Annotated in this window: 24 protein-coding genes and 1 pseudogene; 18 read left to right on the top strand and 7 right to left on the bottom strand. The window is 71.8% G+C overall.

Annotation, left to right across the window (positions count from 1 at the left end; all coding sequences use genetic code 11):
• Nucleotides 1-5 precede the first annotated feature (5 nt).
• The 4 genes from EV371_RS18625 (at nt 6) to EV371_RS18610 (ending at nt 4315) form a co-directional block, all read left to right on the top strand.
• On the top strand, nt 6-596 hold the full coding sequence (locus tag EV371_RS18625) for a molybdopterin-dependent oxidoreductase (RefSeq protein ID WP_207230784.1): 591 nt from the start codon (nt 6-8) through the stop codon (nt 594-596).
• Entirely contained in the window at nt 566-1327 is a 762-nt protein-coding gene (locus tag EV371_RS18620) for an FAD-binding oxidoreductase (protein WP_130463173.1), read from the top strand. Before EV371_RS18625 ends, EV371_RS18620 begins: the two co-directional genes overlap by 31 nt.
• 20 nt (nt 1328-1347) lie before the next feature.
• Nucleotides 1348-1674, top strand: coding sequence for a DUF6510 family protein (locus EV371_RS18615; RefSeq protein ID WP_349339970.1), 327 nt, complete (start codon nt 1348-1350; stop codon nt 1672-1674).
• Between the two features lie 193 nt (nt 1675-1867).
• Complete coding sequence (locus EV371_RS18610; RefSeq protein ID WP_130463172.1) at nt 1868-4315, top strand: DUF4132 domain-containing protein; 2448 nt, start codon at nt 1868-1870, stop codon at nt 4313-4315.
• 21 nt (nt 4316-4336) lie between these two features.
• On the opposite strand, the gene EV371_RS18605 is transcribed toward EV371_RS18610, so the two are convergent.
• Together EV371_RS18605 and EV371_RS18600 are read right to left on the bottom strand one after the other, a co-directional pair.
• A complete protein-coding gene (locus tag EV371_RS18605) occupies nt 4337-5440 on the bottom strand; it encodes a hypothetical protein (protein WP_130463171.1) in 1104 nt (367 codons plus the stop codon).
• Between the two features lie 750 nt (nt 5441-6190).
• Nucleotides 6191-7084: a hypothetical protein gene (locus EV371_RS18600; RefSeq protein ID WP_207230530.1), complete on the bottom strand. Its 894-nt coding sequence runs from the start codon at nt 7082-7084 to the stop codon at nt 6191-6193.
• A 256-nt stretch (nt 7085-7340) separates the two neighbouring features.
• Here EV371_RS18600 and EV371_RS18595 point away from each other — a divergent pair, with 256 nt between their 5' ends.
• The 4 genes from EV371_RS18595 (at nt 7341) to EV371_RS18580 (ending at nt 11993) form a co-directional block, all read left to right on the top strand.
• Nucleotides 7341-7853, top strand: coding sequence for an SRPBCC family protein (locus EV371_RS18595; protein WP_130463170.1), 513 nt, complete (start codon nt 7341-7343; stop codon nt 7851-7853).
• Nucleotides 7850-9025 carry an alcohol dehydrogenase catalytic domain-containing protein gene (locus EV371_RS18590; RefSeq protein WP_130463169.1) on the top strand — a complete coding sequence of 392 codons (1176 nt, stop codon included), beginning with the start codon at nt 7850-7852 and terminating at the stop codon, nt 9023-9025. Before EV371_RS18595 ends, EV371_RS18590 begins: the two co-directional genes overlap by 4 nt.
• Before the next feature lie 102 nt (nt 9026-9127).
• The gene (gene ctaD / locus EV371_RS18585) at nt 9128-11167 is read left to right on the top strand and encodes an aa3-type cytochrome oxidase subunit I (RefSeq protein ID WP_130463168.1); all 2040 of its coding nucleotides are present in this window, start codon (nt 9128-9130) and stop codon (nt 11165-11167) included.
• A 106-nt stretch (nt 11168-11273) separates the two neighbouring features.
• Nucleotides 11274-11993: a VOC family protein gene (locus EV371_RS18580; RefSeq protein WP_130463167.1), complete on the top strand. Its 720-nt coding sequence runs from the start codon at nt 11274-11276 to the stop codon at nt 11991-11993.
• A 215-nt stretch (nt 11994-12208) separates the two neighbouring features.
• Here EV371_RS18580 and EV371_RS18575 read toward each other — a convergent pair whose 3' ends face one another.
• Nucleotides 12209-12598 (bottom strand): hypothetical protein, encoded by a 390-nt coding sequence (locus EV371_RS18575; RefSeq protein WP_130463166.1) that lies wholly within the window; start codon nt 12596-12598, stop codon nt 12209-12211.
• Between the two features lie 127 nt (nt 12599-12725).
• Nucleotides 12726-13424 (bottom strand): glyoxalase superfamily protein, encoded by a 699-nt coding sequence (locus tag EV371_RS18570; RefSeq protein ID WP_130463165.1) that lies wholly within the window; start codon nt 13422-13424, stop codon nt 12726-12728.
• Nucleotides 13425-13880: 456 nt separating this feature from the next.
• On the opposite strand from EV371_RS18570, the gene EV371_RS18565 reads away from it, so the two are divergent.
• A complete protein-coding gene (locus EV371_RS18565) occupies nt 13881-15179 on the top strand; it encodes an NAD(P)/FAD-dependent oxidoreductase (RefSeq protein WP_130463164.1) in 1299 nt (432 codons plus the stop codon).
• A gap of 65 nt (nt 15180-15244) precedes the next feature.
• Here EV371_RS18565 and EV371_RS18560 read toward each other — a convergent pair whose 3' ends face one another.
• Nucleotides 15245-16267: a DUF2267 domain-containing protein gene (locus EV371_RS18560; RefSeq protein WP_130463163.1), complete on the bottom strand. Its 1023-nt coding sequence runs from the start codon at nt 16265-16267 to the stop codon at nt 15245-15247.
• 298 nt (nt 16268-16565) lie between these two features.
• On the opposite strand from EV371_RS18560, the gene EV371_RS18555 reads away from it, so the two are divergent.
• On the top strand, nt 16566-16877 hold the full coding sequence (locus EV371_RS18555; RefSeq protein ID WP_130463162.1) for a hypothetical protein: 312 nt from the start codon (nt 16566-16568) through the stop codon (nt 16875-16877).
• Nucleotides 16878-16935: 58 nt separating this feature from the next.
• Here the strand turns inward: EV371_RS18555 and EV371_RS18550 are convergent, their stop codons facing one another.
• Complete coding sequence (locus tag EV371_RS18550) at nt 16936-17784, bottom strand: aldo/keto reductase (RefSeq protein WP_130463161.1); 849 nt, start codon at nt 17782-17784, stop codon at nt 16936-16938.
• A 220-nt stretch (nt 17785-18004) separates the two neighbouring features.
• Between EV371_RS18550 and EV371_RS18545 the strand changes: the two genes are divergently transcribed.
• The 8 genes and pseudogenes from EV371_RS18545 to EV371_RS18510 form a co-directional block, all read left to right on the top strand.
• Nucleotides 18005-18349, top strand: coding sequence for an STAS domain-containing protein (locus EV371_RS18545; protein ID WP_130463160.1), 345 nt, complete (start codon nt 18005-18007; stop codon nt 18347-18349).
• A gap of 112 nt (nt 18350-18461) precedes the next feature.
• The gene (locus tag EV371_RS18540; RefSeq protein ID WP_349340739.1) at nt 18462-18908 is read left to right on the top strand and encodes a response regulator; all 447 of its coding nucleotides are present in this window, start codon (nt 18462-18464) and stop codon (nt 18906-18908) included.
• Between the two features lie 196 nt (nt 18909-19104).
• A complete protein-coding gene (locus EV371_RS18535) occupies nt 19105-19770 on the top strand; it encodes a DUF4178 domain-containing protein (RefSeq protein ID WP_130463158.1) in 666 nt (221 codons plus the stop codon).
• Nucleotides 19771-19772: 2 nt separating this feature from the next.
• Nucleotides 19773-20318, top strand: coding sequence for a DUF2617 family protein (locus tag EV371_RS18530; RefSeq protein WP_130463157.1), 546 nt, complete (start codon nt 19773-19775; stop codon nt 20316-20318).
• Nucleotides 20315-20740: a DUF4247 domain-containing protein gene (locus EV371_RS18525; RefSeq protein WP_130463156.1), complete on the top strand. Its 426-nt coding sequence runs from the start codon at nt 20315-20317 to the stop codon at nt 20738-20740. Before EV371_RS18530 ends, EV371_RS18525 begins: the two co-directional genes overlap by 4 nt.
• A gap of 61 nt (nt 20741-20801) precedes the next feature.
• Entirely contained in the window at nt 20802-21224 is a 423-nt protein-coding gene (locus tag EV371_RS18520; protein ID WP_130463155.1) for a DUF350 domain-containing protein, read from the top strand.
• The gene (locus EV371_RS18515) at nt 21224-22108 is read left to right on the top strand and encodes a hypothetical protein (RefSeq protein ID WP_130463154.1); all 885 of its coding nucleotides are present in this window, start codon (nt 21224-21226) and stop codon (nt 22106-22108) included. The genes EV371_RS18520 and EV371_RS18515 overlap by 1 nt, the downstream gene beginning before the upstream one ends.
• 296 nt (nt 22109-22404) lie before the next feature.
• A pseudogene (locus EV371_RS18510) lies at nt 22405-23946 on the top strand (polyamine aminopropyltransferase); the annotation flags it as partial.
• 18 nt (nt 23947-23964) lie between these two features.
• On the opposite strand, the gene EV371_RS18505 reads toward EV371_RS18510, so the two are convergent.
• Entirely contained in the window at nt 23965-24834 is an 870-nt protein-coding gene (locus EV371_RS18505) for a hypothetical protein (RefSeq protein WP_130463152.1), read from the bottom strand.
• Nucleotides 24835-25068 lie beyond the last annotated feature (234 nt).

Raw genomic sequence — 25068 nt, 5'->3', positions numbered from 1 at the left:
GCATCGTGTCACCAGGCTTCCAGGGCCGGCGCCGGCAGTCCGGGCCGGATCTGCCGCCGGGGCAGTACCTGACCGAGGACTTCCCCGTGCTCTCCGCCGGCCCGACCCCCCGGGTCACGCCGACGGACTGGGAGTTCGTGATCACCACCGAGACCGGTACCGAGTTCCGGTGGAGCTGGGACGAGATGTGGGCACTGCCCAACGAGACCCCGACGGTGGACATCCACTGCGTGACCCACTGGTCGAAGCTCGGCACGAACTGGCAGGGCGTCTCCCTGGACACCCTGCTCGACGGCGTCGACACCGCAGCCGACTACGCGCTGGTGCACTCGTACGGCGGCTACACCACGAACCTGCCGCTTGCCGACCTGCGTGACGGGCAGGCCTGGGTGGTGCACCGGTACGACGGTGCCGACCTGCCGGCCGAGCACGGTGGGCCGGCCCGGTTGCTGGTGCCGCACCTGTACTTCTGGAAGTCCGCGAAGTGGGTGCGCGGCATCCGCCTCGGCCTGACCGACGAGCCCGGTTTCTGGGAGACCGCCGGCTATCACGATTACGGTGACCCATGGCGCGAACAGCGATACCAGGGAGACTGACGAAGCGGACCGGCTGGTGGGTTGCCCGGCTGGTCGACCGCAGGGACGAGACCGCCACCGCCGGCACGCTGGTGCTGGAGGTGCCGGACTGGCCGGGACACCTGCCCGGGCAGCATGTCGACCTGCGACTGACTGCCGAGGACGGTTACCAGGCGGCCCGCAGCTACTCGATCTCCGCGCCCGCCGACGGTGACCGGATCGAGGTGACCGTCCAGCGGGTACCGGACGGCGAGGTCTCGCCGTACCTGCTCGACGGGCTCTCGGTCGGCGACCAGATCGAGGTCCGCGGCCCGGTCGGCGGCTACTTCATCTGGCGGGTGACCGACCCGGCGCCGGTGTTGCTGGTCGGTGGCGGCTCGGGGATCGCACCGCTGATGGCGATGATCCGGGCCCGCCGGGCGGCCGGCAGCCGGGTACCGTTCCGGCTGATCTACTCGGTCCGCTCCGAGCGGGACGTCTACTTCGCCGACGAGCTGCGTCGGCGCAGCCGGGACGACCGGGGCCTCGACGTCGCCTACGTCTACACCCGGCAGGTGCCGGAAGGGCTCTCCGGCCAGGCGCACCGGGTCGCCGTCGCCGACGTCAACACCCACGGCTGGCCGGCGCAGCTCGAACCGGTCAACTTCGTCTGCGGTCCGACCGGCTTCGTCGAGGCGGTCTCCGACATCCTGGTCGCGCTCGGGCACCATCCCCGGCGGATCAAGACCGAACGGTTCGGTCCGACCGGCTGAGCGACGATCCTGGAGGCGAGATGACCGATCAGCTTCGACCCGACCCGGGGCGGATGGACTACCTGGACGGCAACGTGCTGGCCGGACCGATGCGGGACGTGTTCGCGGTGGACCTAACCACCGCCACCGGCCGGTGTGCCTCCTGCGGCCGGACCGGCCCGATGGCCGCCCTGCGGGTCTACTCGAACGCACCCGGGGTGGTCGCCCGCTGTCCGGCCTGCGAGGAGGTCATGCTCCGGCTGGTGCGTACCCCGGCCAGTGCCTGGCTCGACCTGCGCGGTACGACCTTTCTGCAGATCCCGATGCCGGCCGAGCCGGCGACGATGCCCGGCCCGACCGCGATGTAGCCGCCTCCGGGCCGGCCGCGACGGCCCGTGGCCGGCGGGGACAACCGCGTGCGGTGACGCCTCCGTCGAGTTGGCCGAGGCAGCCGGCCCCTAGGCCCGGATACCGGATGATCATCGGCTGGCACACTTGTCCGGGGGTCGCCCTAGACTGCGGCGCCATGATGGTGCGACTCGTACCGCTGGTCGGTGTCTGATGTCCGGTGTGGAGCAGGAGACGGTGTTCTCGGTGCCGCTGTCGCCGTACGCGGCCGTACTGCTGCGCCGGATGACCGACCCGGACCCGGAGTCCGGGGCGGCCGCCGGGCAGCGGCCGGTGGACCTGTCCCGGGTTGGCGACCGGGAGTTCGGGGTGCTGCTGGTGACGGCCCACAACCTGCCGCGTCCGGCGGACGGGGGCCAGCATCCCGGCTGGACGGTGCGACGGGTGGCGGAGCAGGCGGTCCGGGAGCGTCAGCCGAGGTTCACCCCGGAATCGTGCGCGGCGCTGCTGGCGGCGTACGCCGAACGGGCCGCCGGCGAGCCGTACGCCGCCAACCCGAGGCTGGCCGCCGCTGCCCTGCTCCGCTGTGACGGCCCGTGGCCGGCGTCCGTGCGCCGCTCCGCCGGTGCCATCGCCCGGGGCCTGCTCAGGCACGGCAAGGTCGGCGAGCCGTACGCGGTCGCCGCGCTCGCCGGGCTGGCCGGCGCTCTCACCCGACCGGTCCTGTCCCGACTCTTCGCCTGGTCGTTCCACTCGTTCGCCCGCGACGAGTTCGACCTGCTGGTGAAGCTGGGGGTGACCGCCCAGCTCCTGGTCGCCGAGGTCAGCCCGAGCTCGTCCTACCTCTGCCCACCGCAGCTTCCGGACGCCTGGCAGCGCCTCGCCGCGTTCGGGGAATATGTGTCCTTCGCCCGGCGAGCGCTGGAGACCGCGCACGCCCGGGTCGCCGCGATCCAGGCGGGCGAACTGCCGTACGCGGCCGACAAGGCGTTCGACAGGACCGAGGTCGAGGCGCTGGGCCGGGCCGTCCGGATCGCGTTGCTCCGCGACGAGCCGTGGCTGCCGGAGCTGCTGCGCCCGCTGCTACTCGGCGTGGCGGTCGCCCCGACCAGCGCCAACACCCTGCCGTCGCAGGCACTGCTCTACGAGGTGGCTCGGGCCGGCGCCGAGTTCCCCACTCCGCAGGTGCTGGCGGCGTTGGTCGCCGCGCGGGGGGTGGTCCGGCACAAAGGCGCGTCGAAGCAGCTCGACCGGATGCTGAAGCGGGTCGAGCGCGGGCTCGCGGAGCGGCCCGACGCGGTGCTCCGGCTGCCGGATCTCGGCTTCGACGCCGACGGCGAGTGTGTCGTACCGGTCGGTGACCACCGGGCCGTGCTGACGGTGTCGGAGAAGGTGCTGTTGCGCTGGCGACGCGCCGACGGCACCCTCTCGACGACCGTGCCGGCGCCGGTCCGGCGCGACCACCCCGATGGGCTCAAGGAGCTGCGCGCCCGGGTGAAGCAGGCCACGAATCAGCTCGCGGCACTGGCCCGCACCCTGGAGGCGGGCTTTGCGGCGGCGTCGGCGCAGCCGTACCGGCAGTGGCGGGAAGGGCTGACGGGCAACGGTCTCGGCTGGCAGGTGGCGCGGCGGCTGATCTGGGAGTTCCCGGACGCGTCCGGGCGGTGGCGGGCCGGGCTGCCGGACGACGGCTGGCGGGCGGGGGAGCCGGACGGGGCCGGTGAGCTGTTCCGGGACGTCACGGGCACGCCGCTGCCGCCGCCCGATCCGGAGGCGCCGATCCGGTTGTGGCATCCGGTGCGGTCCGGGGTCGACGAGGTCCGGGCCTGGCGGGACCTGCTGACCGAGCGGCGGCTGCGCCAGCCGTTCCGGCAGGCGTTCCGCGAGGTGTACCTGCTGACACCCGCCGAGGTGGAGACCGGTGACCACTCGCTGCGGTTCGCGGCGCACATCGTGCACTACCGGCAGCTCTACGCGCTGCTGAAGGGGCGGGGCTGGACGACCGGGATGCTCGGCCCGTGGGACGGCGGGGACAGCGGGCAGGCGTACCGGGCACTGGCCGGCGGGGCGTGGCGGATCGGCTTGCACCACGACTACCTCGGCGAGGAGGGGGTGGAGTGCGCGAGTACCGGCCGGGTGTGGTTCGAGCGGATGGGCGAGGGCGCCTGGCGGCCGAGCGCGCTGACCGACGTGCCGGTGGAGCTGTTCAGCGAGGCGATGCGCGACGTGGACCTCTTCGTCGCGGTCACCTCGATCGCCGCCGATCCGCACTGGACCGACGACCAGACGCGGTACCTCGACTACTGGCGGGGCGAGAGCAGCCGGGAACTGAGCAGCAGTGCCCGGGTCCGCCGCGAGGCGCTGGCCCGGATCCTGCCCCGGACGAAGATCGCCGACCGGTGCCTCCTCACCGACCGCTATCTCGTCGTCCGGGGCGAACTGCGGACATACAAGATCCATCTGGGTAGTGCGAACATCTTGATGGAGCCGGACGACTCCTACCTCTGCATCGTGCCGGCCCGACGGAAGGCGCCCGGAGATCTCTTCCTGCCCTTCGAGGAGGACCGGCTCGGGCTGATCCTCAGCAAGGCGTTCCTGCTCGCCGACGACGCCCGGATCACCGATCCGTCGATCGTGGCGCAGTTGCGCGGACGGCGGTGATCCGGGCATCGCGCGGCACCGCTACACCCGGGAGGTGAAGGTGGAGAGGAACCCGTGCGGCGCCGGGCTGCCGGTGTTGTCGAAGCAGATCGTGTCGACCTCGGCGGCCGGGGCGGCGGAGAGCGTCCAGGGCTGGGTCAGGTGGCAGTAGTTGGCGCCGGGTCCGTAGCCGGTGACCTGGGCGTGAGTCTCCTTCTCGGTCAGGAACGGATACGTGACCAGATAGCGGCCGGCCGGCGCGAGTGGGGTGGACGAGTTGAACCCGAACCCGCCGGCCGGATAGTTCCAGTTCGTCTGGCCGGCGCCCGCCGAGAAGAGGTAGCCGGTGTACTTCGGCGGACCGAACGAGCCGTAGACGGCCCGTTCACGGTGGTACGACAGGGTGAATTCGCTGTTCACCGGCGCCCCACCCTGGTCGAAGCAGGTGACGTACGCGATGATGTCGAGCCCGCTGGCGCCCCAGCGGACGACCTTGCAGCGGCGCGGTCCGGCGTTCGGCTGCACCGCCGTCACCTGGAGGTTGCCGGCCAGCGTGCCCGCAACTCCGACCCCGCCGAGCCGGACCTGGTAGAACCCGACCCCACCCGGCACGACGCTGACCCCACCGCCGGCCGAGTTGTACGCCTGCACGATCGCCGCCGGTCCCCACTGGAGCCAGGCGTGACTGCCCTCGACCGTCGGCACCAGCCCGGAGCTGTACGTCCAGAGCACCGTGAACCGGGTGTCGTCTCGTGCCCCACCCGGCTTGTGGCACTGCACGTCGACGATCTCGTCCGCCCCCGACTGGCCCCAGCGGACGATCTCGCAGTAGTGTCCGGTCCGGTTCACCGGCGTGACGTGCACGTTTCCGCGTGACCCGGCGCCGACTTGCGGAAACTTGATCAGGTAGCGGCCGGGGGCCTGCCGCATCCCCTCGGCGAACAGGCCGGGGAAGGCGGTCTTCCAGCTGCCCCACTGCCGGCTCGGGTCGAGCACGGTCCAGGCGGCCGGCAGGATCGGATTGTCGACGTAGGCGAAGCCGAACCGGTCGGCGGCGGCGGCCTGGCCCGGTGCGGGCGGGCCGAGGGCGGTGGCCGCCAGCGCGGCGACCAGGGCGGTGCCGAGGATGCGGGGACGGAGTCGCATCTGACCTCCAATCGGGGTGCTGCGATGTGTGCTCCGGAGTCTGCGATTCCGGCTGCCCGGCCGCTGTCGGTTCCCCGGCAGTAGCGGCGCGACAGCGCCAAATCCCATGTGTGGGCGTAGCCGGAATATGCAGCGGTATCCGGAACGTGGCGGGAGGGCGCTGATCCCTGCCGGTTGCGGCCGACATCGCCGCTTGCCGCCGGCATCGCCGCGTGCTGTTGAGGCTGCGGGGGAGGGGCCGTGGCAGAGGTCCGCCGACCGGCGCGGGCTGCGGCGCCGGACCGGGCCTTCGCAGAACCAGGTGTACGAGCACCGAGCGCCCCCGGTCCGGGCAGCACCGCCAGCAGAGTCCACCTCGGCAGTACCGCCACCAGCGGCGCCAGTCCGGCCGGTGCCGTACGACGAGTGGTGTCGGGTCGGACCTGACCGGTATCGATCCGACCAACTTGTCACCGCGACAGGCGTGCCGCGTAGGCACGTACCGGTACCCCTGATCGCGAGGTGGCGGCTGGTACAGGTCCTGATTCCACCTGTCCAGCTCAGCGCGTCGGCGCGATCCTTCGGGCGTGGGTAGTACCGCAGCACGTCCGCGTCACCAGAAAGCGCGGCCAGCGCGCCAGTCGTGTCCGCAGCTGGACGACGCGTCCACGATGTGGAACGGTCCTCAAGATTCTTGGCGACTAATGGTCCAGAGCGAACCACAGATCGTCAAGAATCTTGGGAACGCCTTGCCCGCTGCGGGTGCCGGGGCTATCGGCCCGGTCCGGTAGTCGACTTTGATTGGCTGGCGGTGAGCAGCAGGGGTGTGCCGACCCCCTGGCCGGCGCTCAGGTCGGCGAGGAAGCCGGCCAGCCAGCCGAGCGCGTCGAGCGACCACTCGGCGAGCCTGCCGGAGAAGGTGGCCCGGTGCCGGGGCGGGCCGCTCCAGAGACCGTCGTGAAACGGGTGTAACGGCGCCGTCGTCGCCAGCGGGTCATGCTCGGTCAGCGAGTAGGACGCGTACTCGAACACGTGCTGCTCCAGTCGGCCCAGCCGCTCGTGCATCAGCGGCGCCGTCGAGGCGATGGCCGGGGCCCGGCCGCTGTCCAGGGTGACCCTCACCGGCGTACGCGACCTCGGGTCGGCGTCGCGGAACCAGCCGGCGGTGCGCAGCGACGGCATGCCGGCGTACTCCGGAGGTGACGACGACGGATCGAGGCCCTGGACGGGCAGCAGCACCTGCACCGCCCGTAGTTCCAGGGTGCCGATCCGGGCCGCCACGTCACCGGCACAGCGCAGGAACGGCTGCACCGGCAGCGGTCGGTCGCCGGGCATCTGCTCGACCCCCACCTGGAACCAGGCGACCAGGGATGTGCCGGCGGTGGCGAGCGGGTGGTCCTGCCCGGCGTCGTTCATGCCCCACAGCCCCGGCGCCCCGGTCGGCCGCTCCTGCACGCCCGCGTCGGTGAACCGGACGATTCCGCCGACGTCGTCGAGCCAGTTCAGGGCGAGCGACCGGTCGTGGAAGAGTCCGTACGCGTCCCGGTCGGCGTCCGGATCCCGCCACGGATGCGGCGTCAACTCGCCGTACAGCGCCGCGAACATGGTGCCCACGGGCGAGCGGGCACCCGGTGCCAGGCCGGGAACGGCACCGCCGCCGGTCACCGTTCCACCTCGTGGCTCCGGCGCGGATCGGCCCCATCGAACAACCCGATGGTGCGGAAGCCCAGCTTGCGTAGAGGCTGTGAGGTCGGTGGCAAGGGGGCCTCCTTCGGTCCTGCGCTTCGGCGATGCTGCGGCAAGTCTGCCCCTTGCCCAATCGACGGGCGAAGTATCCGGATCCTCCGTGCGTCATGCGTCCGTTGTGAGAGGGTTTGCCCAGTGGGGCTCGCGGGTTCGCCGCGACCGCACCGTAGCAGCGTTGGACGTCGACGGGGGCCGACAGATGAGGTGGCTGGTCACAGGGGCGGCGATGGTCGCCGGTGGGCTGGCCGCCCGGCGACTGCTCGGCAGATCGGGGCAGGCTGCCGGGCAGCGGGCGCAGCGCGTGGTCGGTCGCCGGAAGCCACGCTGGCACGTCGCCACGGTGAACCTCCCGGCGGACCAGATCGGCGTGCACGGCCAGCTGCCGGAGCCGCTGACCGGCCTCGGCGACGCGGTGGAGATCCAGGTCCGCCCGGCAGCCGGCGACAGGGGCACCGAGATCGCGGTACGGCTCAGGGACGGCGACCGGCTCCCGGCGGTCGAGGCCGTCCAGCGAGTGCTGGGCCGGGACCCCGACCAGGCGATCCGGGCGGCGCTGCGGGAGGCGAAGCAGCTCATCGAGACCAGCGAGGTGCTGCACCCCGACGCTCCGCCAACCATCGAGTCGACCCCGCTGAACCGGCCCCTCCAACTGGTCACCCGGCACGGCCGCCGGGAGGGTCGACTGTGAAGGCGGTGGTGTGGGAGGGGGCCAACGAACTCGCCGTACGGCAGGTGCCGGAGCCGCGGATCCGCAACGCCCAGGACGCGATCGTACGGGTGCGCCGGACCGTGACCTGTGGATCGGACCTGCACCTGCTCGGTGGGTACGTGCCGTTCATGGAACGCGGCGACGTCATCGGGCACGAGTTCCTCGGCGAGATCGTGGAGGTCGGTCCGCAGGTGCGCAAGCACCGGGTTGGCGACCGGGTGGTGGTCTGCTCCTTCGTCTCCTGCGGGAGGTGCTGGTACTGCCAACAGCAGCAGTTCTCCCTCTGCGACAACGGGAACACCAACCCGGCGATCACCGAGAACGTCTGGGGTTTCGCGCCCGGCGGCTGCTACGGGTACTCGCACGCGCTCGGCGGCTTCGCCGGCAGCCACGCCGAGTACATCCGGGTGCCCTACGCCGACCAGGGCGCCTTCACCGTCCCGGAGGGGGTGAGCGACGAGCGGGCGGTGTTCGCCTCCGACTCGGCGCCGACCGGCTGGATGGGCGCGGAGCTCGGCGGGGTACGGCCGGGGGACGTGGTGGCGGTCTGGGGCGCCGGAGCGGTGGGACAGCTGGCGGCCCGGGCCGCCGTCCTGCTCGGCGCCGAGCGGGTGATCGTCATCGATCGGCTCGACAACCGGCTGGAGATGGCGCAGCGGCACCTCGGCGTGGAGACGCTCAACTACGAACGGCAGGACATCGGCGGTGAACTGCTGGAACGCAGCGGCGGCCGGGGCCCGGACGTCTGCATCGAGGCGGTCGGGATGGAGTCCCGCAGCGGGGGCCCGCAGCTCTGGTACGACCAGGTGAAGCAGCAGTTGCGGATCGAGACCGACCGGCCGGTCGCGGCCCGGGAGGCGATCCACCACTGCCGCAAGGGCGGCAGCGTCTTCGTACTGGGCGTCTTCGCCGGCATGGTGGACAAGTTCCCGCTCGGCGCGCTGATGAACAAGGGGCTGACCCTGCGGGGCGCGCAGCAGCACGGGCAGCGGTACATCCCGATGCTGCTGGAGCGGATGGCCCGGGGCGAGTTGGTCACCGAGCACCTTGGCACGCACACCATGCCGCTGGACGAGGCGCCGCGCGGCTACGAGATGTTCAAGCAGAAGCTCGACGACTGTGTACGGGCCGTCTTCGAACCCGCCGGCTGAGCTGCCCGGCTGGCCCGCCAGCAACCGCACCGTACCGCAGGGCTTCCGGCACCGGTGCCACCCCTCGCCCTACCAGTTCGTTCGTCGATGGGATGAGCCGCGATGCGGAAACGGGTGACCACCGAACCCGGACATGACCCAGGCCGGTTGATCCTGGCCCCCGCTGGTTCGGGTGGTTATCCGGGGCCGGTTCGGGGTGTGGTGCCGGGCAGTACGTTGCTTCGGTTGTTGGGTACCACGGATGCGAAGCAGATCGGGTTGTTGTATCTGGTGACGTCGTTCGCGTTTTTCATCGTTGCTGGTGTGATGGCGATGTTGATGCGGGCGGAGTTGGCGCGTCCGGGTTTGCAGTTTCTGTCGACGGAGCAGTACAACCAGCTTTTCACCGGGCATGGCGCGATCATGTTGCTGCTGTTCGCGACTCCGTTGGCGTTCGCGTTCGGCAACTATGTGGTGCCGTTGCAGGTGGGTGCGCCGGATGTGTCGTTCCCCCGGTTGAACGGGTTGGCGTACTGGTTGTACCTGCTGGGTGGGTCACTGCTGTTGCTGGGTTTCCTGACGCCGAACGGGTCGGCGGACTTCGGGTGGACGGCGTACCCGCCGTTGAGTCGGGCGCAGCACTCACCGGGCATCGGCGCGGACATGTGGATCATCGGGCTGGTCCTGTCCGGGCTCGGTACGATCCTGGGCGCGGTCAACCTGATCACCACCATCCTGACCCTGCGGGCGCCGGGGATGACGATGTTCCGGATGCCGATCTTCACCTGGAACATGCTGCTGACCGCGCTGCTGGTGATCCTGGTCTTCCCGCTGCTGGCCGCGGCGTTGCTCGCCCTCTACGCCGACCGGCGCCTCGGCGCGCACGTCTACGACCCGGCAAACAGCGGGCCGCTCCTGTTCCAGCATCTGTTCTGGTTCTTCGGCCATCCCGAGGTCTACATCGTGGCGTTACCGTTCTTCGGCATCATCACCGAGGTCATCCCGGTCTTCTCCCGCAAGCCGATCTTCGGTTACAAGGGACTCGTCGCCGCCACGATCGCGATCACGGTCCTGTCGATGACGGTGTGGGCACACCACATGTTCGCCACCGGCCAGGTGCTGCTGCCGTTCTTCAGCTGGCTCAGCTACCTGATCGCCGTACCGACCGGGGTCAAGTTCTTCAACTGGATCGGCACGATGTGGAAGGGCCAACTGACCTTCGAGACCCCGATGCTCTTCTCGATCGGCTTCCTGGTCACCTTCCTGTTCGGCGGACTCACCGGAGTACTACTGGCCAGCCCACCGGTCGACTTCCACACCACCGACACCTACTTCGTCGTCGGACACTTCCACTACGTCCTGTTCGGCACCATCGTCTTCGCCGCCTTCGCCGGCGTCTACTTCTGGTTCCCCAAGATGACCGGCCGACTCCTCGACGAACGCCTCGGCAAAATCCACTTCTGGACCATGTTCCTCGGCTTCCACGGCACCTTCCTCGTCCAACACTGGCTCGGCAACGAGGGCATGCCCCGCCGATACGCCGACTACCTACCCACCGACGGCTTCACCACCCTCAACACCATCTCCACCATCAGCTCCTTCGTCCTCGGCGCCTCCACCCTCTTCTTCCTCTACAACGTCTGGAAATCATGGCGGTACGGCCGAGCCGTCACCGTCGACGACCCCTGGGGCTTCGGCAACTCCCTGGAATGGGCCACCAGCAGCCCACCACCCCTACGCAACTTCGACCACATGCCCCGAATCCGCTCCGAACGCCCCGCCTTCGACGCCAAATACGGCCCCCTCGTCGCCGACCTCGGCCGCGACCTACCACAACGGGCCGCCGAACCACCGCAACGGATCCGGGACGAGTTGCATCGCGACCGCCGGACGCCGGAACCACCGATGGTGGAGGGTGCCGAGGCCGCCCGGGAGGCGGTCACGGACCAACCGCCGGAGCAGTTCGGCGCCCGACCGGTGCAGGTGCCCGAGCCGGATGCGGTTCGCCGGCCGAGCTTCGCAGATAGCGATGAGCCGACCGAGAACCCCTTCGACGCCGAACGCACCGGACCGAGTCCGAAGCGGTGGCGGGAGCCCGGCGGTCGGGATCCCGGCGGTGACGAGGAAGCCGACACGGAGGAGGGAGACGCGCCGGAGAGGTAGGCCCGGCCCGGTCGCCGTCCTCGGCGAGTTCCTTCCGCTCGGCGGGTTCTGTCGTACCCCACCGGCAGGATGTCGGCGGACGGACCACGACACCAGGGAGTGACTGTTGATCGGGAAGCTGGAGATGGTCGTGCTCGACGCGCCGGACATCACGGGACTTGCCACCTTCTACCGGGAGCTGGCCGGGTGGGTGACGGCTGGCGTCGACGACGACTGGATCACCCTCGACACGCCCGACGGCTGGCAGGTCGGCCTGCAGCTGGCTCCGGACCACCGGCCGCCGCGCTGGCCCGGCCAGGACCGGCCGCAGCAGGCCCATCTCGACCTGCGGGTGCCGGACCTCGACGCAGCCCTCGACCGGGCCGTCAACCTCGGTGGGACCCTGCTGAACAAGGCCGAGACGTGGTACACGGTGGCGGACCCGGCCGGGCATCCCTTCGACCTCTGCCTGAAGGCGGACAACCCCGACACCACGCTGATGGGCGTGATGCTGGACTGCCCCGACGCCAAGGCGCTGAGCGCCTTCTACGCCGAGCTGCTCGGCAAGCCGGTGACCTACGAGGCCGACGGCATGGCGATGATCGGCAATGATGGCGAGCACCCGGTGCTGTTCCAGCAGGTGGCCGACTACGCGGCGCCACGCTGGCCGGATCCGGCGTACCCGCAGCAGGTCCATCTGGACGTGAGCGTCGAGGACTTCGACGTCGCGGAGCCGGCGGTGCTGGCCCTGGGCGCGACCCGGCAGCCAGGCGGCGGCCGGACGTTCCGGGTTTACACCGACCCGGTCGGCAAGCCGTTCTGCCTCACCCGCTCCGCGCAGTCGTAGTCGACACCGCCGGCCCCGACCGGCGTCGATGCCACCGGTCACGCCGGCCGGCATCGACGCCGGTGCGGCCGGCGTGGTCGAGGGGAGCGCGGGTCATGCGCCGGGCGGGTCGCAGCCGCCCGGCGCGGATCAGCCCTCAGTGCGGATCAGCCCTCAGTGCGGATCAGCCCTCAGCGCGGGTCAGTCTTGCAGCGCGGTCGGCCGTCCCGGGCGGATCAGCCGTCCGGGGTGAAGAGGCCCTGGAAGCCGACGATCATCGCGATGAGCCCGAAGACCGCGAGCAGCAGGCTGACCCCGGTTGCCGCGCCCTCGGCCTCCGTCCGCGGTGCCGGACGGCCGGTCAGTCGGTCCCAGAGCAGGGCGAGGCCGACGCCGATCCCCACCACCTCGAAATGGAACGGGCGGGGCCCGGAGACCAGGTGGACGATCAGGTAGTAGCCGCCCGCCACCAGCGCGATGATCCCGACCACCCAACCGAACGGCGCCACCCTGGCAGCGAAGCGCCCGAGGTCGTCGCCGACCCGGGGTAGCCGGCGCAGCAGTGCGACGGCGAGCAGGAAACCACCCAGAATATTGGCGAGATCGAGCAGCAGGGCCATGAACATGGATTGGCGTCCTCCACAGGCTCAACGAAGGCCTCACGTCTGGCGATCAAGAGCATAGTGAGGCCCGCCCAGGACCGCAGGGTTCGGCCAGCCCGACCGGACCGACCGCACCCTGCGGCAGCGGCCGTTACGCCCAGCGGGGCAACCCGGCCCGCAACTTCGGGTCGTCGGGTTCGCCGAACCGCAGGTGGTTGCCGAACGGGTCGGCGACGGTGAGCACCCGGCCGTCCCACTGGGCCCGCTCCACCCTGGGCGTCCAGACAGCGGGTCCCCAAACCGGCACCTCGGTACGCCGCCGGTTCAACCGTTCACGCAGTTCGTCGACGCCGTCTACCCAGAGGAACACCGTCGCACCCTGTCCAGCGTCGTACGCGGTCTCGGCCAGGTGCAGGGTGGTGCCGTCCCGGGACACCTGGCCGTAGTAGGCGGTGCCGGGACCGGCGTTCGGCCCGCCGAAGTCGAGGGTGAAACCGAGGAAGTCCACATAGAACTGGATCGCCGGATCGACCGCGAAGATGCGTAGCACCGGAACCGTACTGTTGCGGGCACCCCACGGAAGCCCGGCTTCCGCCGCGGCGATGCCGGACGGCGAGGCGTCGGTACCCTGCTGCCGGGCGGCCAGGATGTTCCAGTTGTCGACGCTGTGCTGGCGGGCGACGATCTCCAGGCATTCGCTGTGCGTCACCGCCAGGTCGAACCGGCCGCGCAACTCGCCGCGTAGGGCCCTGGCCATCGCCTTGGGGCCGGGTGTCGGGGGCGTCGGGCCGGCACCGGGTTGGCCCGGGTCGGCTGCGGCGTTCGTGGGGTCAGAGGCTGACGCGGTCATCGAAGCTCCATGCCGGCGGCCGTCGCACCAGCGCTTGCGTTACTGACCGAGCCGCCTTCGGGAGTCTCCGTCACGACAGTCACGCCATCGACCGATGCGTTCACCAAACCCAGCGGGCGCAAGCGGCCGGCCGCATCGGAGCCGGTCACAGCATAGCGCCCCACCCGCCGGCCCCGCCGTCCCGTCGGTCTGCCGGTCTCACCGGACCCGCCGTCCCGCCGGTCCCGCCGTCTCACCGGACCCGCCGTCCCGCCGGTCCCGCCGTCTCACCGGACCCGCCGTCCCGCCGGTCCCGCCGTCTCACCGGACCCGCCGTCCCGCCGGTCCCGCCGTCTCACCGGACCCGCCGTCCCGCCGGTCCGCCGTCTCACCGGACCCGCCGTCCCGCCGGTCCCGCCGTCCCGGTCGCGGCCAATGGTGGGTTTGCCCGGCGGATGACCGGGAACGGGCACTTCCATGACCAAACCGCGCGTTGTGATCGTCGGGGCCGGGTTCGCTGGCTACCACGCGGCGAGGAGCCTGTCCCGGATCGCCAACGGCCGGGCCGAGATCAAGCTGCTGAACACGACCGACTTCTTCCTGTACCTGCCGTTGCTGCCCGAGGTGGCGGCCGGGATCCTGGAACCGAGCCGGGTCTCGGTCTCCCTTGCCGGCACCCTCCGCGGGGTCCGAGTGGTGATCGGCGAGGCGAAGCACATCGACCTGGCCGCGAAACGGGTCGACTACACCGGTGCCGAGGGCGTCCCCGGCGAGCTCGAGTACGACCGGCTGATCATCGCGGTCGGCAGCGTCAACAAGCTGCTGCCGATCCCCGGGGTCACCGAGCACGCGCACGGGTTCCGAGGCCTGCCCGAGGCGCTCTACCTGCACGATCACGTGGTCTGCCAGATCGAGCTGGCCGAGGCGACAGCGGATGCGGCGGAGCGGGACGCCCGGACCACCTTCGTGGTGGTCGGCGCCGGCTACACCGGTACCGAGGTGGCCGCGCACGGTCAGCTCTTCACCGACGCGCTGGCGGCCCAGCATCCGCGACTCGGCGTACGGCCGCGCTGGATGCTGCTCGACCTCGCCGAGCGGGTACTGCCGGAACTCGACCAACGGATGTCGGAGACCGCCCGCCGGGTGCTCGACGCGCGGGGCGTGGACGTCCGGATGGGCACCACGGTCTCCGAGGCGACGGCCGACGGCGTACGGCTCAGTGACGGCGAGTACGTGCCGACCCGCTCGCTGGTCTGGTGCGTCGGCGTCCGCCCCGACCCGCTCGTGGCCGACCTGGGGCTGCCCACCGAGAAGGGGCGACTGGTGGTGGACGAGTTCCTGAACGTGCCCGGCTTTCCCGACGTCTTCGCCTGCGGGGACGCCGCCGCCGTACCCGACCTGACCAGGCCGGGTGAGGTGACGGCGATGACCGCGCAGCACGCACAGCGGCAGGGGAAACTGGCCGCGCACAACGTCGCCGCCTCGTACGGGCAGGGCAAGCGGCGACCGTACCGGCATCACGACCTCGGGTTCGTGGTGGATCTCGGCGGCACCGACGCGGCCGCGAACCCGGTGCGGGTGCCACTGTCCGGGCTCCCGGCCAAGGCGGTGACCCGGGGCTACCACCTGGTCGCGATGCCCGCGAACCGGGCCCGGGTCAGTGCCGACTGGCTGCTGGACGCGGCCTTCACCCGGCAGGCGATCCAACTCGGCCTGGTGCCGGCGAACGCCGTACCGCTGGAGAGCGCCTCCCCGGAGCTGCCGACCCGCCGGTAGCGCGGCCGGGCCGGCCACCCGGCGCTCGGCCCCGGGCAGCTCCCGGCGGGTCGGCGAGCCGTGGGTCACGGACCGAAGCGCGGACCACCCGACCGCTCGGGTGGCGGCGCGGCCATCCCGGCGTTCACCTCGTCGATCGCCTCGTCGACCTGGTGCGCGAGCGCCACGTCCAGCGCGGTCACCGCGTCCAGCGACCGGGTCCGGACGGTGAGCACCGCCGTCTGCGGTGCCTCACGCCCGACCGTGGGGCCCCGGCCGGTCTCCGGGCGCAGTCGGGCAAGCCGGCCCAGCACCCGGTCCAGGTTCTCCGGCGGCAGCTCGATGGTGCGGGTCAGCCTGCGGCGATCCCCGGACCAGTAGGGAAGGCTCGCTAGCGCGTCCCGGAGTTCCTCGTCGGTCAGCGCGGCGGTGGCGCCGCCCGGGTCGACCAGGCCACCGCCGGCCGGTTCCGTGCCGAGCAGGTCCCGCAGTTCCGGCGGCAGGTTCAGCGAGTCGATCAGTGCGCCGTCCTGCGCGGCGAGCGCGCCCAGCGTCGCCTGCGCCTGATACCGGGCCTGCTCCGGGCTGCGGTGGGTCAGCCGGGCCACCTCGTCGAGAAAACCGGCCAGGTCGCGGCGCTGGTTGGCGGCGGCCAGCGCGCCGTCGTCGTGCACCTGGTTTGGTACGGCGTCGAGCAGCCGCTGCCGGTCGGCGGTGTCCAACGCCCGGGCCAGCGCGACCACGGTGGCTCCGGCGGCGGCGCGGGCCTGCTCGAAGTCGATGCCGGCCCGGCGTCCGATGTCGGAGACGAGATCCCGGTATCCGATCACCGGGACGTCGGTGGTCGTCGTACCGACCAGCGCGTCCGGAGCCGGGGTGGGCCGTTCGGCCGGGCTCGGCGGTGGGACGACCGGAGCGCCGCTCTCGGCGTTCGGCTTGCGGCCCCCGGCCTGCGGGGGACCGTCCCGGCGGCCCCGGTCGAGGCTGGTGAGCTGCTTGTCCGCGCCGAAGGTCGCGCCTACCTCGCTCGGCCGCTGGCCCCGCTGCCTAGCCTGCCGGGCCAGAGTGCGCCGCCGCTGGTTGTCGCCCTCCATCTGCTTCCCGCTCATGCCGTCTCCTCGCTGCGCTCGTCGTCGTGAGCCCTCGAGTCGTACCGGCCGATCGGCCGATCCTGGGCCCACCTCGGCTCGCTCCGCGTCTCGCCACCTGCGGGCCGGGTCGGCCGAGCCGGCCGACCGTACGCCTGCCGGCGCGATCAACCGCCTTCCCGACCGGGCACCGGCGAAACGCCTCGGGGCCCGGACTGCGAGGTGCGGGCGGCTCATCCGGCCGGGGTGAGGATCCGTCACCCGACCGGGACAGATGATCGGGTCGGCCAGCGAGACCCGCGTGCCTCCGGAGGTCACCATGAAGAGGATCGTCGAGATCGTCCCGGCCCGCCCCGGTTGGTACGCCCGCTGGCGGCTCGCCCCGGACACGACCCGCTGCTACCCGGTGTCGCTCTGGGCACTGCTCGAGGAGACCGACGAAGGTGGCCGGGAGGTCATCGGGGTGGACGTCGTCGGTCAGTGGCCCGGCTCCGAGGAGAACGAGACCGGCGGCGAGTTCGTCCGCTACCTGTTCCAGCCGCCCGACAGCGGCGCACCGGAGGATGCCGCCCGCCCCGACGAGTTGGGTGTCGAGCCGACTCGCCAGCCGGCCCGGTTGAAGGCCGTCTGACCCGGCCAGCACCGACCCGGCCAGCCGCAGAGCAGCACCGACCCGACCAGCCTCACAGTCAGAGCAGTTCGAGCGGTCCGGGGCCGCCGGGTGCCGGGAAGGCCCGGTCGAGTTCGGCGAGGTCCTCCTCGGTGAGGGTCAGCTCGACGGCTGCCCGGTTTTCCCGGACGCGCTCCGGAGCGCTCGCCTTGGTGATCGTGCAAACCCCCTGCTGGCCGAGGATCCAGGCCAATCCCACCTGTCCGGGCGTGCCGCCGTGTCGCCGCGCGATCCGGGTCAGCACCGGGTGCCCGAGTATCCGGCCGCGCTCCAGCGGCGAATACGCCATGACCGGCAGGCCGGCGGCGCGGCAGCGGGGGAGAAGGTCCCACTCGATGCCCCGGCGGGTGAGGTTGTAGGGGACCTGGTCGGTCTCGACGGCGGTACCGCCCGGGATGGCGGCCAGTTCGACCATGTCCGGCACGTCGAAGTTGCTCACCCCCCAGTGCCGGATCAGTCCCTGGGTGATCAGGCTGGTGAACGCCTCGACCGTCTCCGGCAGCGGTGCGTCGCCGCGCTGGTGCAGCAGATACAGGTCGATCCGGTCGGTACCGAGCCGTTCGAGGCTGCGGGCGCAGGCGTCGGCGGTCCCGATGACGCCCGCGTGCGCCGCGGAGACCTTGCTGACCAGAAAGACCTCCTCGCGCCGGTCGCCGACCGCCTCCCGGACCAGTTCCTCCGCACCGCCGTTCGCGTACACCTCGGCGGTGTCGATCAGGGTGAGGCCGGCGTCCACCCCGGCGCGCAGGGCGGCGATCTCGTCGTCACGCCGTCTCGGGTCCTCGGCCATCCCCCAGGTGCCCTGGCCGAGTGCGGGAATCACCTCGCCGGAGGGAAGTGTGACCGTGGGGACGCCCGGCTTCGCCATCCCGGTTCTCCTTCCTGACCAGGCCGTATCCGGCTGCCCGTCGGTGGGCGCCTTCCCTCGGCCGTTGCGGGCAAACCGACCGCCCGGTCGGTGGACCGGCGGGCGGCGGCCGGGGTGCCGGCCCGGTAACCTCAGGCCGCACCGGCCCTCGATGCCGATCTGGTGGGTGCGTATACTTGCCTGACTGCAAGTATTGGCTGCTGAGCGTCCGGAGGCGGATGTGGTGTTCTCCGTCAGGCACGTGGTGCACTCCAGACTGGTGCGCCTTCACCTGGGCGGTGAACTGGACATCACCACCGTGCCGAAGCTCAGCGTCGAGATCGATCAGTTGGTCGACGACGGGCACCCTCGGCTACTCGTCGACCTCGCGGAGCTGACCTTCTGCGACTCCAGCGGCCTGGCCGCATTCGTCCGCGGTGACGACCGGGCGGGGGCGCGGGGCGGCTGGCTCCGGTTGACCGGTGCGACCGGGCGGGTCGAGCGGGTGTTGCGGATCAGCGGCCTGGAAGAGTTGCTCCGTTATGACCGGGAACAGCATGACCCGGCCACCTTGGGCGACCGTTGATCGGTTAAAGTTCCACTCCGCGTTGACGGCCGAGAGCTCGCCCGGAGAACACCCATGGCCCGGGAATCCGGGCCGCCGCCGCACCATCCCGACGACCAGAGGCAGGTATGCCGTGGACGCAGCCGAGCCGAATCCCGTACGCATCCTGGTCGTCGACGACGACCCGGGCGACGTCCTGATGATCGAGGAGGCATTGGCCGACTCGGAGGTTCCGAAGGCGATCGACGTGGTCAGCGATGGCCAGGAGGCGATGGAGTTCCTACACCAGGAGGGGCGGCACCGCGCGGCACCCCGGCCGGACATGATCCTGCTGGACCTGAACATGCCCCGGATGGACGGCCGGCAGGTGCTCAACCAGGTCAAGAGCGACGACAACCTGCGGACCATCCCGATCGTCGTGCTGACCACGTCCAATGCCGACACGGACATCCTCGGCAGCTACAACCTGCGGGCCAACGCGTACGTCACCAAGCCGATCGGCCTGGACGACTTCAACGACGTGATCCGGCGGATCGACGAGTTCTTCGGACAGATCGTCGTGCTGCCCAGACGTCCCTGACCGGGGCAGCCCCACCGGAACGTCAACCCGGTCCGGCTCGGTAGCCCGGTCGGTTCTCCCGGCCCTCCGGCGGCGGGGTGCCATCGGTTTCCCGATGCCCACCCGGCCCACCGGCCCGACTTTCGATCACCGGCTGTCGGCGGCGTGCATGGCCTTGTTACCGTCGGCGCCCGGTAGATCGAGAGGAGCACGGGCGTTGAACGGGGCCACGGCCTATCTGGTGGCGGCGGCGGGTTTCCTGATCGCGGCGGCGGGCATCCTGGTGGCGGTGGTCGCGTTGCGTACCGCCCGGAAGCGGTCCGCCCGGCCGGCCGGAACACCGGTACGGGATCCGTTCCGGAGCGTCGACGACGACGCCGACGCGCTGCGCGGCGATCCGCGTACCCTCAAGCCCGGCGACCTGGTGGAGATCCGGCACACCTCCTACGGGGTACGCGGCACGCTGCGCTTCCGCGAGGGCGCCTGGGGCTGGGTGGAGCACCTGCTCGACGACGCGCACGGCGGCAAGCTCTGGCTCTCGGTCGAGGAGGACCCCGACCTGGAACTCGTGCTCTGGACGGCGCTGCCGGACGTCGACGTGCGCCCGGGCCCGGCCGAGTTGGAGGTCGCCGGCCGGCGGTACCGGCGGGACGAGTCGGGCCGGGCCACCTTCACCTCGACCGGCAGCACCGGGCTGCACCCGACCGGCACGGTCCGCTACCACGACTACGCCGGCACCGACGGCTCGCTGCTCTCCTTCGAGGCGTACGGCGACAGCGAGCAATGGGAGGTCGGCACCGGTGAGCGGCTGCACCGGGCCGAGGTGCTGATCTTTCCACAGGCGACGGAGGGCGGCGACGAACCGGCGGGACGGATCGGCTGAAGATGCTCGTCACCCTGGAAACCGCATACGAGGACACCACCGCCGCCGAGCTGAGCCTCGCGCTCGACAGCCCAGAGCAGCCCGCACTACACCTGCTCGACCTCGACCTCGACCTCGACCCGCCGGCCCGGCCGGGCCGGCCCGGAGTCCGGCTCCAGCTCCGGCTGCTCGGCGCCTCCCACCAGGTGGTGCTGGACAGCCCCGGCGGCGGCCTGATCGAGACGGTGGCCTGCCTGCCCGGCCGGCGCCCCGAACTGCCGGCGACCCTGGCCGACCCGGCCACCGGCTACCGATTCGCCGCCCGGGTCCGGCGGCTCGCCGCGGTGGAGCTGGCGGCTCGGACGGCCCGGTTGCGGCGGGACCTCGCCGACGACCCGTACGCCCTGGTCGGGGTCTTCCCCGGCGGTCCGGACGCGATCACCGCGCTGCGGGTGGAGTGCCGGACCGACCCCTGTGCCGGGGCCGGCCGGATCGGCTGGCGCACCTGGCACGCGTACCCGCAGAGCGCTGAACTGGTCGAGACGGAAACGGTGGTGACGGGGCTATGACGTACCGCAGGTGGTTCGTGGTCGGCGGTGCGTTCGCCCTGGTGGGCGCCCTCGTCGCCGGCTTCGCCATCTTCTACGGCAACTTCTCGCCGCGCGGCTACGTGCAGGACCGGTACACCCGGGCGGCGGCACAGGACATCGGCGACGACGCGACGGCGTACCGCTCGGACAAGGCGCCGAGCGCGGTGGCCGACGAGATCACCGGGACGTGGCGCCCGGCGGACCGTTACGTCGACGCCAGCGGCGTCTACCTGCGTTACGACGAGGACTCGGTGGTGATCCTGCCGCTGGCCGGCGGTTCGCTGATCCTGCTGGAGCGCCTGGTCACCGCCTATCCCCGGTACGCGGGCACGGTCGGCAACGCCTGGGGCTGGGGACGCGGCAGCTCGGTCCGGGGCGGCGGCCCCGGCGCAGGCAAGTAGTCCCGCCCCGCGCCCGTCGCACCCCCATCCCTACCCCTCATCCCTTCCGGAGCCTGATGTGTTGACGACCCTTGCCACCGACCTGCTGGCCACCCTCGCCTACGGGGCGGTCGGGCTCGTGCTGATGGCCGTCGGCTACGTGCTGGTCGACCTGGCCACCCCGGGCCGGCTGCACGAGCTGATCTGGGCCGACCGCAACCGCAACGCCGCGCTGCTGCTCGCCTCCAACCTGGCCGGGGTGGGCATCATCGTCACCACCGCGATCATGGTCAGCCACGACGACTTCGTGGAGGGGATCGTGAGCTGCGCCGCGTACGGGCTGCTCGGATTGCTGATCATGGCCGGGGCGTTCCTCCTGCTCGACCTGGCCACGCCGGGGCAGCTCGGGGAGATTCTGGTCGACCCGGAGCCGCATCCGGCGGTCTGGGTGTCGGCGGTGATACACCTGGCGACCGGGGCGGTCATCGCGGCAGCGATCAGCTGATGGCGGTCGGCGGAAAGGGCAGCAGCGGGCAGAGCGCGAACGCGCGCTGGGCCGCCGCCGGGCGGGCGAAGGCGGCGGAAAAGACCGCCAATCGACTCAAGATCGTCCTAGCGGTCGTCGTCAGCCTGGCCGTCGTCGGCGCGATCGTCGCCGCGGTGCTGAGCGCCGCCGACGACAGCACCCGGGTGCCGCCGCCCGAGCCCGCCGAGCGGACCGACACCGTCACGCTGCTCCAGCGGGCCCACACGACCCAGCAGATCTGCTACGGCTGGCGGCTGCGCAGCGGCGGAACGTCGTACGCCGCCGATCCCGTCAGCGTCGGTTCCAACCTCGGCGACAACATCGCGGTGAGAAGCGATCCGGCCCGCTGCCCCCGCTGGGTGCAGGTCGAAGCGACGGTCTGGTACACCTCGGCCAGCAGCGAGTCGAACGACAGCGCCTCGTACCTGGTGACCAGCTCGTCCGACCTGGCCCACATCGACTTCGAACGGGGTCTGGCACGGCTCGGCGTCGACCCGGACCGGTTCGTCGACGATCCCGGCCGGGCGGTCTGCCAGGCCGCCGTCTACCTGCCGCTGCTGGTCTCGGAGGCCGGCGCGGGCTCGGCGGCCCGGGCCCCGTCGCCGACCGGGGTCGCGGCGGCACCGCTGGCCGATTCCGGCAACGATTTCTGGCGCGACCGCTGGGGGTACCTGCTCGGTGCCGCCGGGATCCTGCTGCTCACCGTCCTCTTCCTGGCGATCGGCGTATTCGAGCGCCGGCACCAGAATCCGGCACCGGTCACCCCGGCCGCCGGTCCGAGCCCGCCCGCCGGCCCGAAGCCGATTGCCGGCGGCGTGATCGTGCCCGGGAAGGATCGAAGCGGCAGGAAACGCCGCCGATGAGCCCGACCCGGGCCGAGCCGCCGTTCCCGGCCGACTCCACCGGCACCGACGTCCGTCCGCCGGACGGCGCCGAGGTTCCGGCCCCGGCGGGCGCGGAGCCATCGACGGCATCGACCGTCGGGCCGGTATCGGCTGCTGGCCCGGTATCGGCTGCCGGGCCGGGATCGACTGCCGGGCCGGGATCGACTGCCGGGCCGGTATCGGCTGCTGGGCCGGTATCGGCTGCTGGGCCGGCATCGAGCGTCGGGACGGACCCGGGCGGCGGGCCGGCATCGCGCGCGGCGACGGTCCGGCCACGGCGGCGGGCGGCCCGGGTGGGGGTGCTGGGCACGGTCTTTCTCTGCGCCGCCTGCGGCCTGGTCTACGAACTGGCCCTGGTGGCGCTCGGCAGCTACCTGATCGGGGACACCGTCGGCCAGGCGTCGATCGTGCTCGGCGTCATGGTCTTCGCGATGGGCATCGGGGCGCTGGTCGCCAAGCCGCTCCAACACCGGGCCGCCGCCGCGTTCGCGGTCGTCGAACTCGCCCTCGCGCTGTTCGGCGGGCTCTCGGTGCTCGGCCTCTATGCCGCCTTCGCCTGGCTCGACCTCTACGCGCCGGCCCTGGTCGGCACCGCCCTGCTGCTCGGGCTGCTGATCGGGGCGGAGATTCCGCTGCTCATGGTGCTGCTGCAGCGGATCCGGAAACAGTCCGCCGGCAGCGCCGTCGCCGACCTGTTCGCCGCCGACTACGTCGGTGCCCTGCTCGGTGGCCTCGCCTTCCCGTTCCTGTTGATGCCCTTCTTCGGCCAGCTCCGCGGCGTACTGGTGGTCGGGATGGTGAACGCGCTGGCCGGGATGGCGCTGGTCGGCACCGTCTTCCGGCGGGAGCTGACCGCCCGGGTCCGGGTGGCGCTCGCCGCCGGCACCGTCGCGGTCGGCCTGATTCTCGGGTACGCCTACCTGACCGCCGCCGACTTCGAGGTGACCGCCCGGCAGCAGCTCTTCCGGGACCCGGTGGTGCACGCGGAACGCAGCGCGTACCAGGAGATCGTGCTGACCCGGTCGGTGCCACTGGTCTCGCAGGGCGTCACCGACCTGCGGCTCTATCTGAACGGGGATCTCCAGTTCAGCTCGGTGGACGAGTATCGCTACCACGAGGCGCTGGTGCATCCGGCGCTCGCCGGCTCCCGGGACTCGGTACTGGTCCTCGGCGGCGGCGACGGGCTGGCCGTACGGGAACTGCTGCGCTATCCCGACGTCGGCTCGGTGACCGTGGTGGAGCTGGACCCGGCGGTGGTGCGGCTGGCCCGGACCGAGCCACAACTGCGGGCGCTGAATCGGGACGCCTTCGCCGACCCCCGGGTCCGGATCGTCAACACCGACGCCTTCGCCTGGCTGCGCGGGCAGCCGGGCCGGTTCGACGCGGTGGTGGTGGACCTGCCGGACCCGGACGAGACGGCGACGGCGAAGCTGTACTCGGTGGAGTTCTACTCGCTGGTCCGGGCGGCGGTCGCCGATCGGGGCCGGGTGGTGGTGCAGGCCGGGTCGCCGTACTTCGCCCCCCGCTCGTACTGGTGCGTCGAGGCGTCACTGCGGTCGGCCGGGTTCGCCACCGTGCCGTACCACGTCGACGTGCCGTCGTTCGGCGACTGGGGCTTCCTGCTCGCCGCCCCCGGGGCGACCGCTCCGGCGCTGGGACTGCCGGCCGACGTACCCGCGCTGCGCTACCTGGACGCCGCGACGCTGCGGGCCGCCACGAACTTCCCGCCGGATCGGCATCGGCTGGACGTGCCGCCGTCCACCCTGCTGCACCCCCGGGTGCTGGAGTACGCCCGCGCGGAGTGGCGCCGCTACTGAGCCGGTCGGGCGTCACCGTCAGGTCAGCAGCGCACCGACCACGGTGCCGGCCCGCTCCTCGTGCTGGGCATACGCGTCGGGGAAGGCGGAGATCTGCACCGCCTGCGCGGCGGCGGCCACGCTCATCTCGTGCCAGCCGGGTATCTGCAGCAGGGCCGCGTAGAACTGTTCGGCCGCGTACGCCGGGCGCATCAGGTCCGCGACGGTGCCCCAGCCGGAGCTGGGCCGCTGCTGGAAGAGCCCGACCGAGTCGTGGTCGTAGCCGACGCCCTGGTTCGGATGGTTCAGCGACTCCGGCAGTACGCCGCTGGCCAGGTTGTAGAGGTTGCTCTCCTGCATGGCGGTGGCGATCGCGACCACCAGTCCCCGGCGCGGGATCTCCATCTTCTGCCCGACCTGGACGACGGTGTGCGCGTTGTCCATCTGCGCCTGGGTGAGCCCGGCGACCGGGGTCGGCCTGCTGGGCTTCTTGCTCACCCGGGCGACCTTGGTCCGGGCCGCCATCGGTCGGGCGGTCGGCGTGGCGGAGGGGGTGGTGGTCGGCGTCGCGCTCGGGGTCGGCGCGGGGGCCCGTTCGGTGGCTCGGGAGGCTGGCTGACGTTCGGCGCTGGCAGCGCGGTCCGCGAGCAGGTTGGTCGGGGTGGAGTCGGGTGGCGTGGTCGCCGCCCGGGACTCGACGAAGACCACCGCGCCGAGGCAGCAGGTTACCGCGGCGACCGCGCCGACCCGGACCGGCGTCGACGAGAGCAGCGCCCGGGTCCGGCGTAGCCGGCGTGCCGCCGGGGCGCGTCGGCGGCCTCTTACCTTGTCGGTGGAGGCGGCATCGGCCGAACGGTCACCCTGCGCTTCGCTGTCCTGTCCACGATCAATATGTTCCCTGTGAGGCACCCGCCGAGGTTAGGTAACACCGCGCCGAATGGGGTCGCTCGGATTAGTGGTCTCCGCCACACTTTCGCCTGGTCAACCGGGCAGGCGCTGGCATCGACAGCCGACCGTGGCGGGACCGAACAGATGCGACATGTCCGTCTTGCTGCGTTGGCCGTGCCGGTGGGGCACGCTTCCCCTCCGTTGCCCGGGCGGCGTCCAAGATCGCCCGGTTCGGTCGTTCGGTCCAGTTCCGCC

The sequence above is a fragment of the Plantactinospora sp. CNZ321 genome, assembly GCF_004217235.1.
The sequence above is the reverse complement of the archived record's forward strand: the minus strand, read 5'-3'. Positions and strand labels throughout refer to the sequence as shown.